The following is a 15,390-nucleotide window of genomic DNA, read 5'->3' on the forward strand; positions in this document are numbered from 1 at the left end:
ATCGAATACGTGTTCGATCTTCAGTCGCTGGGGGGTGACATGGGGCTACGGAAAGCGGCGTGGGTGACGGGGGACCATTCTTCGCTCGCCGACGTTCTGGGAGCGCGACGGACGATCAACGCTGCCGTCGCTTCGGAACTTGCTCTGCTGGACGAGTATGTCCGCAGCCGAACGGCCGGCGCGTCACCGTGGGACACCGGGGTCACCGAGAAAGATCTGTTCAACTCGGCAGTCTGTGAACTGGCGGCGGCTCTGTCGTCCACGTTTGCCGCCATCAACAACAAGGTGCAGATGTGGCGTCAACTGCGCCCTCTCGTGCGTCAGGGCTTCATCGACGGTGCCCTCGATCTGGAGCGAGTCAGAACGATCCACGATCATCTACTTCATGCCCGTCCGGAGACGGCCGTTGCCCTGGAGACCGAGATTCTCAAGGCCGCCCGGGAGATGGCACCGGGAGCTCTGGGCCGCGAAATCGATCGACTGCTCATCGAGGCCGACGCCGACTGGGACCGTGCGGTACGCAAGCGTGCCGCACGCACCGAGAAGCGAATCCGCCTTCGTCGCCGGGCACGAGGACTGTCGAGCCTGACCACACTGATGACCGACGGCGAAGCCGACGAACAACTTTCGCGGATCGACGCCGAGGTCATACGCCTGCACCCGGAGGATCCGCGGTCGGACGACCAACGACGGGCCGACGCTCAGACCGCCTTGATGCGCGGGGAGACACTGCTGTGCGAGTGCGCGACATGCCTGACGCCACGCGACAGCGACAGGGCCCCCGAGCACGATGATCCGGACACAGCGGACAACGAACCATCGGACACCGACTGCGCCGCAACCGACGGAACAAGCAGCGGCAGTTCCACGTCCGCTGCACCGGGGGACGAGCCGCCGACGAGCCAATCATCGAACACGATCCCACCGGATGCACCGCCACCCAGGCTTCCCACGCCCGGCTCTGTGAATACCAGAGCTACCCGATCGCGACCGGGTGGAGGAACGCTGATCGAACGGTGGCGTGCCATCGTCGGGGACGACCCCATCGGGATCCACGCCTTGTACCCCGACGGCCATGGGGGCATGAAACTCCCGCCGCCAGGCGCGCTGAGCTATACGCCCAGTCGAGCTCTCGCGGCGAAGGTTCGAGCCGAGAACCCGTACTGCCTGCATCCTGGCTGCAACGTGCCCTCGGAACGATGCGACCTCGACCACATCGTCGAATTCGACCGACACCGCCCCGAGAAGGGCGGCTGGACCATCCTCACGAACATCGGTCCGCGCTGTCGGCTCCACCACAACCTCAAAACGCGCAAACTTTGGCGCACCGAACTGCTTCCGGATGGAGTGCTGCATATCGTCGATCCACTCGGACGTCACTACTTCACCCCACCCGCCCTGTGAAAAACAATCACCTAGGGTTGGTTCGGTGAGCACCGCGAATCTGACCCGAACCGAAACTCGCAGGCGATCGCGCCACATAGACGGGGTGAAGTATCTCGTCGATCTGAACCTCCTGCGCGCCGAGGACACGGACGTCGACACCTTCGAGTCGGTGACGACCATCGAATTCGATGCGACGACGGCGGCGACATGGGTCGATTTCATCGGTGCGTCCGTGGACGAGGTCACCGTCAACGGCACCGATGCGCAGGTCGATTACGACGGAGCTCGCATTCAACTGGTCGGACTCGCCGACCACAACGTCGTTCGGATACGTGCACGCGGCCGGTACAGCAGGTCGGGTGAAGGACTCCACCGCTTCGTCGACCCCGTCGACGACAACGTCTACCTGTACACCCAGTACGAACCTGCCGATGCTCGACGGGTGTTCGCGAATTTCGAGCAACCCGATCTGAAGGCCTCGTTCACGCTGAGGGTCACAGCACCCCCGGCATGGACGGTCCTGTCCAACCGCGCGGGAGTCACCGACGGCACAGTCACCACGTTCGCCCCGACGCTGCCCATATCGACGTACATCACCGCGGTTGCGGCCGGGCCGTACCACGGCGTCGAATCGTCCTGGACTCGAGGCGATCTGACTGTCCCGCTCGGCGCGTACTGCCGCGCATCCCTCGCCGAGTATTTCGACGCCGAGGACATCTTCGACATCACCGAGCGTGGCCTCGACTTCTTCCACGACAAGTTCGACTATCCGTACCCGTTCGGTAAGTACGACCAGATTTTCGTCCCCGAATACAACCTCGGTGCGATGGAGAACCCCGGGCTCGTCACGTTCACCGAATCGTACGTATTCCGTTCGGCGGCAACCGAAGCCCAGTACGAGGCTCGGGCGAACACGATTCTGCACGAGATGGCGCACATGTGGTTCGGCGACCTCGTCACGATGCAATGGTGGGACGATCTGTGGCTCAAGGAGTCGTTCGCCGACTACATGGGTGCGTACGCGTCGGCCGAAGCCACCCGATTCACCGATGCCTGGGTCAGTTTCGCGAACCGCCGAAAGGCGTGGGCCTATTTGCAGGATCAGCTTCCCACCACTCACCCGATCGTCGCCGACATCACCGATCTCGAGGCAGCCAAGCTCAACTTCGACGGCATCACCTACGCGAAGGGCGCGAGCGTGCTCAAGCAGTTGGGGGCGTTCGTCGGTGCCGACGCCTTTTTCGCAGCGTCCCGCAACTACTTTCGTACGCATGCCTTCGGTAATACGACCCTGACGGATCTCTTGAGCGAGATGTCCACCGCCAGCGGGCAAGACCTCGAGACCTGGGCGGGCGCGTGGCTGCAGACCACCGGCGTGTCCACACTGACTTATACCGGCGACGCCGTCGAGCAGTCGGATCCGCGTCCGCACCGCATCGCGGTCGGGCTCTACGATCCGAACGAGGCCGGAAATCTCACGAGGACCCACCGCTACGAACTCGACATCACCGACTCGCGAACGCCCGTCGACTTCCCCGATTCTGCACTGGTTCTGCTCAACGACGACGATCTGACCTACGCCAAGATCCGATTCGACGAGCGCTCCACCGCCACCGTGCGGACCTCACTCGATCGCATCGTCGATCCCCTTGCACGAGGGCTGGTGTGGTCGGCACTGTGGAACTCCACCCGGGACGCCGAGCTCTCTGCGATCGAATACCTGGACATCGCAACCAGATTCGCGCCAACCGAACCCAAGATCGGGTTGCTCTCCGCAGTCACGGCCAACGTCGCGTACACACTCGCGCACTACCTCCCCGAAGACCGACGGGACGAGCCCACCCGGCATTGGCTCGAAGCGTCGTGGCGGCAGCTGCAGTCGAGCGAACCCGGAAGCGACGCGCAGTTGGTGTGGGCGCGGGCGGTCGCATCGGCTGCGCAACTCGACGACTTCCTGGCCGACGATCTACGCTCCCTGCTCGATGGCACCGCGACCATTGCCGGGCTGAGGCTGGACCCCGATCAGCGCTGGGCATTCTGGCTGGCACTCGCCGCCACCGGACACGCAACTATCGCAGAGCTGGATGCCGAACTCGGTTCGGACGACACACTTTCGGGGCGCACTGCCCACACAGCGGCGGCGACGGCGATCCCTGACGCCACAGTCAAAGCGAGCGCGTGGACTTCCATCACCGAGCGCGACGACGTGTCCAACGATGTTCTCGACGCCTACATCACCGGGTTCGGGGCGGGTCACCGACCGGACCTCACTCAACCGTACGAGGGCCGGTATTTCGAGTCCATCTCCTCGTTGTGGACCTCACGCAGCATCGAGATCGCACGGAGGATAGTTGTTCGCCTCTTTCCTCAGCAATCGTCGACCGACAGTGCAGACGTGTGGCTCGCCGAGCACGAGTGGGCACCGGCTGCGTTGCGGCGCTTGGTGATCGAGCAGAGAGATCACCTGGCCCGGAGTTTGCGCGTGCAGGCTCGGCTAGGGTGACGATCATGTCCGACCATGATGCTCGACGTTCGTTCGCCACGTCCGCTCTCGCCGCAGGCGGCTTGCTCGGCGGCTTCGCTGTTGCTCGCCGGTCGCACAATCGCCAACTCGGCGGAGCAGTGCTCGCTGCAGTCGGCGTCGCCTGCACCACGCAATGGCAGAAATCCTCGGGCTCGGCTCGTGCCGGCGCACTGATCGGGACGTACCTCGTGGCGTTCGGTGCGTCGCATCCGCTCGCGAAGAAGATCGGTGCGTGGCCGGCCGTCGGGACGGTCGCCGCTGTCACTGCGGTGACGTCGATGGTCGTGACCTGGTAGATCTGCTCAGAACACCCCGGTACGGATGAACTGCTCGAGCGCGGCGGTCGGTTCGTCGAGATCCATCCCCTGGCCCGCGACCCAGGTGTCGTCGAAATAGGTTTGCGAGTAACGGTCTCCGCCGTCGCACAACAACGTCACCACACTGCCGGTGCGCCCCGCGGCAATCATCTCGGAGATCAATCCGAAGGCACCCCAGATGTTGGTGCCGGTGGATCCTCCCACTCGTTTACCGATCGCAGCCGAAGTGAATCTCGCGGCCGCCACCGACGCAGCGTCGGGCACCGCGATCATTCGATCGATCACTTGGCCGACGAAGGACGGTTCCACCCGCGGTCGCCCGATGCCTTCGATACGTGAGGACTTACCGGTCTCGAAACTCGCGTCACCGGTTTCGTAGCCTCCGATGAAGGCCGAATTCTCTGGGTCCACGACGGCCAAACGCGTTGCGTGTCTGCGGTATCGGATGTAGCGACCGATGGTGGCGCTCGTTCCGCCTGTTCCCGCGCCTACGACCACCCAATCGGGGATGGGACATTTCTCGAGCCGGAGCTGATCGTAGATGGACTCGGCGATGTTGTTGTTTCCTCGCCAATCGGTGGCCCGTTCGGCGTGGGTGAACTGGTCCATATAGTGGCAGTCGGGCTCGGCTGCGAGCCGGTGCGCCTCGGTGTACATCTCACCCGGGTGGTCGACGAAGTGGCAGCGCCCACCGTGCGATTCGATGAGGGCGATCTTGGCGGGACTTGTACTTCTGGGCATGACTGCGACGAATTTCAATCCCAGCAGGCCGGCGAAATATGCCTCACTGACCGCCGTGGAGCCTGACGACGCCTCGACGACCGTGGTTCGCGCGGTGACCCAGCCGTTGCAGATCGCGTACAGAAACAGCGATCGCGCCAGCCGGTGTTTGAGGCTGCCGGTGATGTGAGTGGATTCGTCCTTGAGGTACAGCGAGATTCCCCATGCGGCAGGCAGTGGATAGCTCAGCAGGTGTGTGTCGGCACTGCGCTGAGAATCGGCTTCGATCAACCGGACTGCGTTGTCGACCCACTCACGCGATCCGGAGTGGTCCACCGATCCGGTCACTTGCGGCCGTCTTCACCGCGCAGCTTGGACTGCAGGTCCGCGCGAGCGGTGCGTCGGTGTTCGTCGACCGCAGCGATGGACTCGTTGACGCGGATGCGCATCTGCTTGAACAGAAGCAGGGACAACGGCAGCGAGATGAGGACGCCGAAGATCGCGGCGACGAGGATCGGAACCTCGATGCCGAAGAGTAAACCGACACCGATGATGATCGCGGCGATGACGATGACGAGCGCCAGACGCGCGAACGTGTACACGGCGAGATTGACGGCAAGGGACTTCTTCGCAGAACGGCCGGGCGTGGGGTTTCCGCTGGTCGGGTCGCTTCGGTCGGCATTCGTCGCATCGCTCACGAGCTCAAGGTTACCGGGCCGTGCAGGGCTTCCCACCCACCCCTGGCGTGACCGATTTGTCCATTACCTCCCCTTTACCAACCTTGTATCAGTCGAGTACCTAGGGGTCCGAGTGCAACCATGGGGCTCACAACACCGCAGACCGATATCTCCGGTTCGACGCAAATGCACAGAACCGCACCGTAGGAGGACACGACAGATGAGCGCACCCACGTTCCACAAAGCTCAGGACTCACTTCTCACACCGGGTCAGGTAGCAGCGCTTTTTCACGTCGACCCCAAGACCGTGACTCGCTGGGCACACGCCGGACGTCTTGGATCGCTCCGCACTCCCGGCGGACACCGTCGCTTCCGCGAAACCGAGGTCATGCAGCTGCTGACTTCTCTGACGACCGAAGCCGGCGTACAGCACTGAGACAGGCCATTCGGCGCAGTTTCGGCAACGACCTCCGCACCCGTACGAACTCATCGAACATTCTCAGGAATCTTCGACGCTCGACGGGTGCGGAGGTCGTTGCATGACGGCTACCCTCGTAGTAGGAGGTGCGTCGTGATCTATCTATTGGCGTTGATCGGTTTGGTGGCAGTGATTGTGCTGCTGTGGAAGGCATTCGGACCCAGCACGCAGCCCGAACCCCCGCGGACTGTCGGGCCCGATGACGATCCGGAATTTCTCTGGAAAATCAACCGGGACGCTCGTCGCGGAGGCAAGGACGGGACCGACGCCGGCACTGAAGTCGGCGAATAAAGTTTCCGATCAGCTGCGGCGAGAAGTAGTGGGCGAGGCCGGAAAGCCTGCTGCCACCGCCGCAGCTACTTCGAGGAGTGCCTTTCGCGTGCGTCCACGAAGCCTGCCCAGTTCGATCTCAGCCCCCTCCTCCAGATGCGGGTCGAACGGAATCGTCCGAACCTGAGCGCATCGCTGCTCGAAATGTTCGACCACCTTCTGCAAGTCGACTTTTCCCGCCCTCGGTCTTACCGCGTTGACCACCGCCACCGACGTGGCCACCAATTCTCGATAGCCATGAGCATCCAGCCAATCCAATGTCGCCGACGCGCTCCGCGCCCCGTCCACAGACCCTGAGCTGACGACGACCAGAGTGTCCGCGCCCTCGAGAATGCTTTCCATCGCCGAATGCATCAATCCGGTGCCGCAGTCGGTGATGACGATGCTGTAGAACTTCTCGAGCAGTGTCACCGTTCGGTCGTAGTCGTCACCGCTGAATGCCTCGGACGCCGCCGGGTCCGAATCGGAGGCCAGCACCTCCAGCCGATGGACGTTCTGTGAGGTGTAGGCCCGAACGTCGCTGTAGCGCTCCAAGGAATCCATGTCTCGCAATAGATTTCGGACCGTCGCCGTCGTTTCCGACGGTACTTTCTGCCCCAGCGTTCCGCGGTCGGGGTTCGCGTCGATCGCAATCACGCGGTCACCGCGGATGTCCGCGAACGTCGAGCCCAACGTGGCCGTTGTCGTCGTCTTTCCGACCCCACCCTTCAACGAGAGCACCGCGACGCGGTAGCACCCCACCAATGGTCGATCGACCTGCGCGGTCAATTCGAGGCGTCGCTGTTGCGCCGGACTGTTCCCCACATCGATCCGACCACCGGACATCAGATACAGCGCACGACGCCACCCGGCCACCGGAGCGACACTTGCCGACCTGATCAGCAACGAATCGCCGAGGTCGGCCGCCGACATCGGCTGCGACAGCGGTCGATGATCCGGCTGAACGACAGCAGCCACGGCAGGAACCACAACAGGAACATGGCCGGGCAACATCGGTTGCGGCCACGAACCGGGTTGCGGAGCCCACTGCCCATACCCCTGACCCTGCCCATACCCCTGCCCATGCCCATGCGTCGGCCAGCCGTTCTGGGCCTGCCACTGATTCTGGGCTGCCCACTCGTTGTTCGGCTGCCAATATTGCTGGGGCACAACAGCATTCGGGGGCAAAACCACCCCGTTCTGCGGCTGGACAGGGTGCTGACCCTGTTGCCCAGGCGGCTGCGGCTCGCCCGTGGGCCGAGTCGGCGGACCAGGGAGCATGGCCGTGTCGGACGAAACCGGTGGCACAACCGGTGGACCCGACGCTTCGGGCATCGTCGGCATCTCGTCGGTCGGTGGCGTCACCTCGACGGGTGGAGTCGACATTGCCGCGACAACAGGAGTCGGGCTCGGAGCATCCGCGGGCGGCATGGCGATGGGGGTGGATCGGAACGGTTCACGCTCCCCCGAAACCCGAGACTCCCCCACAACCCGAGAAGACCCCGCAGTCTCAGCAGACCCCGCAACCCCCGAAACTTCCCCAACTCCAGCAGACCCGGGAACCGGGGTCTCGGTCACCACCGGCTCCGGCGTGTTCGGGGGTTCGTCGTCGTCCATCGGTCGGACGGGTTGCCAATTGTTTCCGTGCCGATCGGCCATGACCGATTTCCCCCCACTGTGCGTCCCGCGTCGAGTGCCGGCTCGGATGTCTCCCCCATCGAGCCGGATCGGACGCTACCAGCTGCGCGTCGGCAGCGGAGCGTGTGGAACGCGCAGAGGTCAGTTCAGTCCTGCGTAGCTGTGCAGACCGGAGACGACCATGTTGATGATGAAGAGGTTGAACAGCATGGCAGTGAATCCACCGACGTTGATCCACGCGGCGCGGGTGTTTCGCCAGCCGGAGGTGGCGCGGGCGTGCAAGTAAGCGGCGTAGATGATCCACGTGATGAAGGACATCGTTTCTTTGGGGTCCCAGCCCCAGAAACGTCCCCATGCGGCCTCGGCCCAGATCGCGCCGAGGATGACGCCGGCTCCGAACAGCGGGAAGGCGACGATGGTCGTCTTGTAGGCGAGTCGGTCGAGGGCTTGGGCGTCGGGGAGCTTGGAAGCGAAGCGGCCCCAGAATCCCACGCTCTCCTCGCCGAGGGGCTGTTTGATGCGCAGCAGGAACAGCAGGCTCGCGACTCCGGAGACCAGCAGGATGCCGCTGCCGACGCTGACGATGGTGACGTGGATGGGCAGCCAGTAGGAGCGCAGCGCCGGGACGACGGGTGCGGCGTCTGCGTAGAGCTTGGTGGCGGCGAAGAACATCAGCACGATGATGGGTGCGAGGACGAACACCAGCATCGGGCGCATCGTCTTCTTGCGCAGCACCACCACGGAGGTCAGTGCTGCGGCAGCGGTTGCCATGGTGACGAACTCGTACATGTTGCCCAGCGGGAATCGGTGGGTGGCGAATCCGCGGAGCACGACCGAGGCGATGTGTAGGACGAGGGCCGGTGCGAGCAGCGCGAAGCCCATGCCTGCGAGGCGCTCGGACAGCGGGCGCTTGGGTGCCTCGATGACGCGTCCCGGGCCGGAGGACGCAGCCTGCGACGACGCGGTCACGGGGGCTCCGGCACCGACGAGCTCCTTGGCCTGAGCGGCCGTCGCCTTGGCGGAGGCGTACTGAGCGATGAGCAGGACGAATGCGAGCACGTAGATGGTGAAGGCTGATTCGAACGACCAGTCGCTGTACTGCGAGAGTGTCTCGTTGATCGGCATCGGTCAGTTCTCCTGTTTCGAGGTGTCGCCGAGCAGGCGGGTGCACAGGCGGTCGAACTCTTCGCCCCACCCCGCCTGATCGGTGCGTGCAAGTCCGCCGAGTTCTACTACAGTACGTCGTGAGTCGCCGTCGGCGGTGAGTCGGACCCAGATTCTGCGACGTTTGATCACCAGTGAGACGAGCAGTCCGCCCATCATCGTCAGCGCGAACACCAGGACCCAGGTCTGAGCCGGGTCGTGCGAGACCTGCAGGTTGACGAATTCCTTCGCCCCGTCGAATCTGACGACGGTGCCGTCGCTGAGTGTGGCCGACTCCCCGGGCATGAGGTTGACGCGGTCCTGCTTGACGAGCCTGCCCTGGGCGATCATTTCCTGATCGAGCGAGAAGATGGATTGCGGGAGTCCGGTGTCGAGTCCGGTGTCGCCTTTGTAGATGTCGATGGCGACGGCTGGGTCGTTCATCGCCGGGAAGCTCGACGACAGCAGACTGCCGTGGAACGACGCGGTCGGGGCGAACAGTCCTTCGATGGCGATCTGGTTCTTACGCCGGTCCAGCGCGTCGGGGTAGAGGCCACCGGGTGGGTCGACTCGCAGTACCCCGCTGGAGAGGAATGTGGTCGCGTCGGTCGGCTGCCACTGGATGGTGTCGGTGCGGGTCTCGCCGTTCGGGAACGTCACCGTGAACATGGGCGCGTAGCCGTGGCCCTGCAGGTAGACGCGGTCGCCTGCGACCCGCAGCGGGTGATTGACCTGCAGTCGGTCGTCCTGCCAGACGTTGTTCGCCAGGTCTTCGCCGGCCTGGTACTGGATGTTCGAGGTGAACATTTCCGCCTGGCCGTTGTCGAGGTAGTCCGCCTGGAAGTCCTTGACGCGCAAGCACAACGGCTCGAGGTCGGTGCCGTCGACGAGGTTGCCCGCCCGGAACGAGTCGTAGTTGGCGGGCGTGGAGGTACAGAATCCGGGGCCGTCGTCGGCGATGACGATGCGGTTGCCCTCGTAGCCGAGCAGCTTGCCCATGGCGATAGCGGCCAACAGTCCGACGAGCGAGAGGTGGAACACGAGGTTGCCGAGTTCGCGAACGTAGCCCTTCTCCGCCGAGAGCGTCACTGCCCCGCTGCCCTCGGACCGTTGCGCGACGCGCCACCCACGCAGCTGAGTACGAACCTGGGCTGCGATCTCCTCGGGTGCGCCGTCGACGTCGTACCGGGTGTGGTGCGGCAGGCGCGAGAGGTTCCGCGGCGCACGAACGGGCTTGGTACGCAACTGTTTTGCGTGCTCGATGCACCGCGGCAGGATGCAGCCGATCAGGGAGACGAACAGTAGTGCGTAGATCGCGGTGAACCAGAAGCTGCCGAACACGTCGAACAGTTCGAGCTTGTCCATGATGGGGCCGAGGGTCGGACGGTCGGCGATGTATTGGTCGACCTTGCCCGCGTTGAGGCTGCGTTGCGGTACCAGGGCACCGGGCACGGCGGCGAAGGCCAGCAGGAACAGCAGCACCAGCGCGGTCCGCATACTGGTGAGCCCGCGCCAGGTGTTGCGCACCACGGCCACGGCCTTACCGAGTACGGACTGCTTGTGCGGCGGCGACGCTTCTGTCCGCTCCTCGGTCTCGGCGGTCATATCGGCAACACCACATCGGAGACGAAGGCGTCGCGCACCCAGCCGACGAATTGATCCCAGGCACCGGTGACCAGTGCAATTCCTACCGCTATCAACATGATTCCGCCGAACACCTGTATCTGTCGTGCGTGTGTACGTAGCCAGGCGACGCCTCGCAGTGCGCTGACCGATCCGAACGCGAGGATCACGAACGGCAATCCAAGACCGAGGCAGTACGCCACGATGAGGGTGACTCCGCGCGCAGCCGTGGCACCGTCGGTGCCCGCGGCGAGCGAGATGACGCCGGCGAGGGTGGGCCCGAGGCACGGGGTCCAGCCGAGTGCGAACACTCCCCCGAGCAAGGGCGCTCCGGCGAGGGAGCCGATCTGCTTCGGCTCGAACCGCACATCGCGCTGCAGCGCGGGAATCAGTCCGACGAACACCAGGCCCATGGCGATGGTGACGACGCCGCCGATTCGCATGAGCAGTTCGCGGTTGATCGCCAGCACCGAAATTGCGCCGAACACCGACGCGGTGGCGAGAACGAACACCACGGTGAATCCGAGGACGAACAGCCCCGCGGCTCCCGCGACGCGCAGCCGACCGCTGCGCACCTTCGTCTTGACGGCCGCTTCGTCGGCGCTGACCGCCGGTGCGTCGGCTCCGACGACCCCGGCGAGGTACGACAGATATCCCGGAACCAGCGGTACGACGCACGGTGATGCGAAGGAGACGAGCCCGGCCAGGACGCAGGCTCCGAGGGCCAGCAGCAGCGGCCCGGAGGCCGCAGCTTCCTGGAAACTCGCGCCGACGCCGGCTAGGTACATCTCGCTCACGGCTGCACAGGCTCCTCGGCTGCCACGCGCTCGACGACGGGCTGCAGGTCCTCGACGAGCAGTTCACGCAGGAACACTGCCGCCACGCGGTGCTGACGATCGAGCACGATGGTCGTCGGAATGACGGAGGTCGGAACGCCACCGAGCGCGGTCAGGGTGCGCATCGGCGGGTCGTAGATCGAGGAGTACGTGACGTTGTTGCTGACGACGAAATCCTGTGCTGCGGTCTGTGATTCGTCGCGCACGTTGATGCCGAGGAATTCGACGCCGGAGGCCTTGGTGGCCTCGTAGACCTTCTCGAGGTCGTCCGCTTCTCCGCGGCACGGTCCGCACCACTGACCCCAGACGTTGAGGACGACGACGTCACCCTCGTAGTCCGACAGCGAGGTCGTCTTGCCTTCCGTCATGAGGTCGGGCCCGGAGAGTTCGCCGAGTGCGCCGCGGTCGGACGGCGGATCGTAGAAGATTTCGGTCTTTCCGCCGGGCGAGACGAACTGGAAGGTTCCGCCCTGAGCAACCGCGTCGGTGCCGGTCGAACAGCCGGCGACGAGGGCCACAGCGGCAACCGCGAGCAGTAACCTACGCACCGGTGATCCTCGGGTCGGATGCTCCTGCTGGCTCGGAGTAGACGAGATCGACGAGCTGATCGCCCTCGTAGACCAGTGACGTCAGCGACGCGAGTCCACACTGGCGATTGCGCGGGTCGTGCCAGAGCCGGTCGCCCTGGAGGAACCGACGTAGCGTCCAGACCGGGAGTTGGTGGCTCACGCAGACGGCCTCGTGCCCGACGGCTGCGACTCTGGCCGCGTTGACGGCGGCGAGCATGCGGTGCGCGATCTGCAGGTACGGCTCGCCCCAGGACGGGGTGAACGGGTCGCGCAGCTTCCACCAGTGCCGAGGCCTACGCAAGGCTCCGTCGCCGACGGCAACGCGCAGCCCCTCGAACTCGTTGCCCGCCTCGATGAGGTTCTCGTCCTCGGACACCGTCAGGCCGTGGGCTGCCGCGATCGGGGCAGCAGTCTCCTGGGCGCGTTGCAACGGCGACGCGACGACGTGCGTGATGTCGTGACCGGCGAGCGCATCTGCGACGGCCTTGGCCTGGGACTGGCCGGTGACCGACAGCTTGAAGCCGGGCAACCGCCCGTAGAGGATGCCCTTGGGGTTGTGCACCTCGCCGTGCCGGAGGACGTGCACGATGGTGCGCGTCGTCGAGTGCGGGTGTGTTGCGGGGGCCTCGGTCACGTCGGGGTCCTGTTTCTCGCTAGGTCGGGTGGGAGTCAGTTCGGTGCTACAGCGGCTGCCGCAGCCTTCGCGGCGGCCGGGGCCGCGTCGGCGATGATCTCGAAAGCTCGGTCGTCGAGAGCAGCCGAGACGAACCATGCCTCGAATGCGCTCGGCGGCGGGTACACCCCGCGAGAGAGGAACGCGTGGAAGAACGCCGGGTAGCGCCACGTCTGGGCAGCCTTGGCCTGCGCGTAGTCGGTGACGGGTCCATCGGCGAAGAACACACTCACCATAGTGCCCGCGAACTGCACGTGGTGGTCGACGCCTTCGGCGGTGAGAGCATCGCCGAGCAGTGTTCCGAGTCGCTGCGAGTTGGTCTGCAGCTTCTCGTAGACGGCTGCGTCGGCCAGTTGCAGACTCGTCAATCCGGCAGCGACGGCGACGGGGTTACCGCTGAGCGTGCCCGCCTGGTACACCGGCCCGGCCGGTGCGAGGTAGGCCATGACGTCCGCGCGGCCACCGAATGCTGCGGCCGGCAGTCCACCGGACATGACCTTGCCGAAGGTGTAGAGGTCGCCGGCGACACCGTCGATGCCGTACCAGCCTGCGGCGCTGACACGGAATCCGGTCATCACCTCGTCCATGATCAGCAATGCGCCGCGCTCGGTCGCAAGTCGGCGTAGTCCCTCGTTGAAGCCGGTGATCGGCGGGATCGCGCCCATGTTGCCCGCGGCCGCTTCGGTGATGATGCACGCGATCTCGCCGGGATTGGCGTCGAACGCGGCGGTGACGGCGTCGAGGTCGTTGTAGGGAACGACGATGGTGTCCGACGCCTGAGCGCCGGTCACTCCGGGTGACGTCGGCAGTCCGAAGGTGGCCAGCCCCGAGCCCGCGTCGGCAAGCAGGGCGTCGACGTGGCCGTGGTAGCAGCCGGAAAATTTGAGGATCTTGGTGCGACCGGTGAAGCCGCGCGCCAGACGCACCGCGCTCATCGTGGCCTCTGTGCCCGAATTCACAAGGCGAACCTGGTCGACGGGGCCGACGCGGCGCACTATTTCCTCGGCGAGTTCGATTTCGCGCTCGGTGGGTGCGCCGAACGACAGTCCGGTTGCGGCCGCCTTCTGGACTGCCTCGACGATGGCCGGATGCGCGTGTCCGTGGATCATCGGACCCCAGGACGAGATGAGGTCGACGTAGGACTTCCCGTCCGCGTCGGTCATCGTGTATCCGCTGGCCTGCGTGATGAAGCGTGGAGTGCCGCCGACCGATGCGAACGCACGCACCGGAGAGTTGACGCCACCTGGAATCACTGTGCTCGCGCGGGCGAAGAGTTGGGCCGATACGGGGGCGTCGTTGCCGTCAGGAACAGTCACGACTTCCAGTGTCCCAGGTTCTGCGAAATCACCAACTACAGGGCGTAATAATCACCGAAACAGGGAGTCGGCCTGGTTTCGGCGATTGAAGACCCCCACCCCGGGTATTTACTTTCGATGACAAACACCGATGGCGTCACCAAAGTCGCCGAATTGATGTCCGATGCCGGACTGTGCATGTTCACCACCGTGGGCCGAGACGGCCACCTCATCTCGCGTCCGATGGCACTGCAGGAAGCGGAGTTCGACGGGGACCTGTGGTTCTTCGCAGCGCAGGACTCCAGAAAGGTACGCGACATCGCCGCCGACCCGACGGTCAACGTCTCGTTCCAATCCGGTCAGGGCTGGGTGTCGCTGTCCGGTACTGCTGCGGTCGTCGAGAACAAGGCCAAGGCGGAGGAGCTGTGGAATTCTCGGGCGGCCGCGTGGTTCGAGAAGAACCCCGATTCACGTGAGGTCGCTCTGATCCACGTGGCCGCCGAAGGTGCCGAGTACTGGTCCACCCCGGGCTCGAAGGTGTCGACCCTGCTGGCCTACGCCAAAGCGAAGGTCACCCACGAGCGTCCGAACCTGGGCGAGAACGACGTGGTCGAACTCGAACTGCCCAATACCTCGACGAGCTAGTTCCGCTCGTGCCGGGCTGCCGTCGGGGGCAGGTCCGGACTACCGGTCACGCCATGCGGTCCTGCCTCGGACCGGTCGGTACTCGCGTTCCGATCGGCACTCGCGTTCCGATCGACATTCGCGTTGTGCTGCGCACCGAAGTCCCGATCCGCGCCCGCGTCGCGGCCGACGTTGCGGTCACCGGTCACCTTGCGGTCGCCCTTCACATCCGGATCGATGTGGTTCGCGCGCTCGAACTGTGAGTTCACTTCGTCGCGTGATGCCGCCGCGACTCCCTGGTGAGACTGGGCCTGCTGAGCAAGTTTCTCTGCCTCGGCAGCTTTGACGTCCGCCTCCGCCTGGGCGCGGCGTGCCTTGGCCTCGCTCTCGCGGGCCTGCAGTTCACGCTCCTCGACGACGGTCGCTTGATCGGCCGCCTTCTCGCGAAGGTGGTTCGCTTCCAGCCTCTTTCGCTCTTTGCCCTTGCGTGCCACAACCAGGGCGACGGCAACGACCAACACTACGACTACTACTGCAACGATGATCCACACTGCGGTGCTCATGATGGAACTCCCGAT

At 64.7% G+C, this 15,390-nt stretch carries 17 protein-coding genes; 7 read left to right on the top strand and 10 right to left on the bottom strand.

Going from position 1 to position 15,390, the window contains the following annotated elements; genetic code table 11:
• Nucleotides 1-9: 9 nt before the first annotated feature.
• Genes CH278_RS20630 through CH278_RS20640 form a run of 3 tightly spaced genes read left to right on the top strand, consistent with a single transcriptional unit; the run spans nucleotide 10 to nucleotide 4,206 of the window.
• Nucleotides 10-1,404 (top strand): HNH endonuclease signature motif containing protein, encoded by a 1,395-nt coding sequence (locus CH278_RS20630; protein WP_094688647.1) that lies wholly within the window; start codon nucleotides 10-12, stop codon nucleotides 1,402-1,404.
• Between the two features lie 25 nt (nucleotides 1,405-1,429).
• Nucleotides 1,430-3,889, top strand: coding sequence for an aminopeptidase N (pepN, locus tag CH278_RS20635; RefSeq protein ID WP_094622732.1), 2,460 nt, complete (start codon nucleotides 1,430-1,432; stop codon nucleotides 3,887-3,889).
• Between the two features lie 5 nt (nucleotides 3,890-3,894).
• Nucleotides 3,895-4,206, top strand: coding sequence for a hypothetical protein (locus CH278_RS20640; RefSeq protein ID WP_032365437.1), 312 nt, complete (start codon nucleotides 3,895-3,897; stop codon nucleotides 4,204-4,206).
• Between the two features lie 6 nt (nucleotides 4,207-4,212).
• On the opposite strand, the gene CH278_RS20645 is transcribed toward CH278_RS20640, so the two are convergent.
• A complete protein-coding gene (locus CH278_RS20645; protein ID WP_032365228.1) occupies nucleotides 4,213-5,295 on the bottom strand; it encodes a PLP-dependent cysteine synthase family protein in 1,083 nt (360 codons plus the stop codon).
• Complete coding sequence (locus CH278_RS20650) at nucleotides 5,292-5,645, bottom strand: DUF4229 domain-containing protein (RefSeq protein ID WP_027498324.1); 354 nt, start codon at nucleotides 5,643-5,645, stop codon at nucleotides 5,292-5,294. Before CH278_RS20650 ends, CH278_RS20645 begins: the two co-directional genes overlap by 4 nt.
• 199 nt (nucleotides 5,646-5,844) lie before the next feature.
• Here CH278_RS20650 and CH278_RS20655 point away from each other — a divergent pair, with 199 nt between their 5' ends.
• Nucleotides 5,845-6,060 carry a BldC family transcriptional regulator gene (locus CH278_RS20655; RefSeq protein WP_027498325.1) on the top strand — a complete coding sequence of 72 codons (216 nt, stop codon included), beginning with the start codon at nucleotides 5,845-5,847 and terminating at the stop codon, nucleotides 6,058-6,060.
• A gap of 135 nt (nucleotides 6,061-6,195) precedes the next feature.
• Complete coding sequence (locus CH278_RS20660) at nucleotides 6,196-6,393, top strand: membrane protein (protein WP_027498326.1); 198 nt, start codon at nucleotides 6,196-6,198, stop codon at nucleotides 6,391-6,393.
• 9 nt (nucleotides 6,394-6,402) lie between these two features.
• On the opposite strand, the gene CH278_RS20665 is transcribed toward CH278_RS20660, so the two are convergent.
• Nucleotides 6,403-7,692: a MinD/ParA family ATP-binding protein gene (locus CH278_RS20665; RefSeq protein ID WP_080733441.1), complete on the bottom strand. Its 1,290-nt coding sequence runs from the start codon at nucleotides 7,690-7,692 to the stop codon at nucleotides 6,403-6,405.
• Between the two features lie 4 nt (nucleotides 7,693-7,696).
• Between CH278_RS20665 and CH278_RS20670 the strand changes: the two genes are divergently transcribed.
• Nucleotides 7,697-8,209, top strand: coding sequence for a hypothetical protein (locus CH278_RS20670; protein ID WP_143536282.1), 513 nt, complete (start codon nucleotides 7,697-7,699; stop codon nucleotides 8,207-8,209).
• Here the strand turns inward: CH278_RS20670 and ccsB are convergent.
• From ccsB to hemL, 6 genes are read right to left on the bottom strand one after another with little or no spacing between them, the layout of a single operon-like run.
• On the bottom strand, nucleotides 8,191-9,174 hold the full coding sequence (gene ccsB, locus CH278_RS20675; protein ID WP_027498328.1) for a c-type cytochrome biogenesis protein CcsB: 984 nt from the start codon (nucleotides 9,172-9,174) through the stop codon (nucleotides 8,191-8,193). The genes CH278_RS20670 and ccsB overlap by 19 nt on opposite strands.
• Before the next feature lie 3 nt (nucleotides 9,175-9,177).
• Nucleotides 9,178-10,797, bottom strand: coding sequence for a cytochrome c biogenesis protein ResB (gene resB, locus CH278_RS20680; protein ID WP_032381259.1), 1,620 nt, complete (start codon nucleotides 10,795-10,797; stop codon nucleotides 9,178-9,180).
• Complete coding sequence (locus CH278_RS20685) at nucleotides 10,794-11,603, bottom strand: cytochrome c biogenesis CcdA family protein (RefSeq protein WP_094622927.1); 810 nt, start codon at nucleotides 11,601-11,603, stop codon at nucleotides 10,794-10,796. The genes resB and CH278_RS20685 overlap by 4 nt, the downstream gene beginning before the upstream one ends.
• A 5-nt stretch (nucleotides 11,604-11,608) precedes the next feature.
• Nucleotides 11,609-12,199, bottom strand: a complete 591-nt coding sequence (locus CH278_RS20690) for a TlpA disulfide reductase family protein (RefSeq protein ID WP_027498331.1) — start codon at nucleotides 12,197-12,199, stop codon at nucleotides 11,609-11,611.
• A complete protein-coding gene (locus CH278_RS20695) occupies nucleotides 12,192-12,854 on the bottom strand; it encodes a histidine phosphatase family protein (RefSeq protein WP_027498332.1) in 663 nt (220 codons plus the stop codon). Before CH278_RS20695 ends, CH278_RS20690 begins: the two co-directional genes overlap by 8 nt.
• A gap of 35 nt (nucleotides 12,855-12,889) precedes the next feature.
• A complete protein-coding gene (gene hemL, locus CH278_RS20700; RefSeq protein ID WP_032390392.1) occupies nucleotides 12,890-14,209 on the bottom strand; it encodes a glutamate-1-semialdehyde 2,1-aminomutase in 1,320 nt (439 codons plus the stop codon).
• Between the two features lie 117 nt (nucleotides 14,210-14,326).
• Between hemL and CH278_RS20705 the strand changes: the two genes are divergently transcribed.
• Nucleotides 14,327-14,833, top strand: coding sequence for a pyridoxamine 5'-phosphate oxidase family protein (locus CH278_RS20705; protein ID WP_027498334.1), 507 nt, complete (start codon nucleotides 14,327-14,329; stop codon nucleotides 14,831-14,833).
• Here the strand turns inward: CH278_RS20705 and CH278_RS20710 are convergent.
• Entirely contained in the window at nucleotides 14,830-15,375 is a 546-nt protein-coding gene (locus CH278_RS20710; protein WP_094622734.1) for a hypothetical protein, read from the bottom strand. The two genes, CH278_RS20705 and CH278_RS20710, sit on opposite strands and share 4 nt — an antisense overlap.
• Nucleotides 15,376-15,390 lie beyond the last annotated feature (15 nt).

The sequence above is a fragment of the Rhodococcus sp. 05-2254-5 genome, assembly GCF_002258575.1.
Classification (GTDB): Bacteria; Actinomycetota; Actinomycetes; order Mycobacteriales; family Mycobacteriaceae; genus Rhodococcoides; species Rhodococcoides fascians.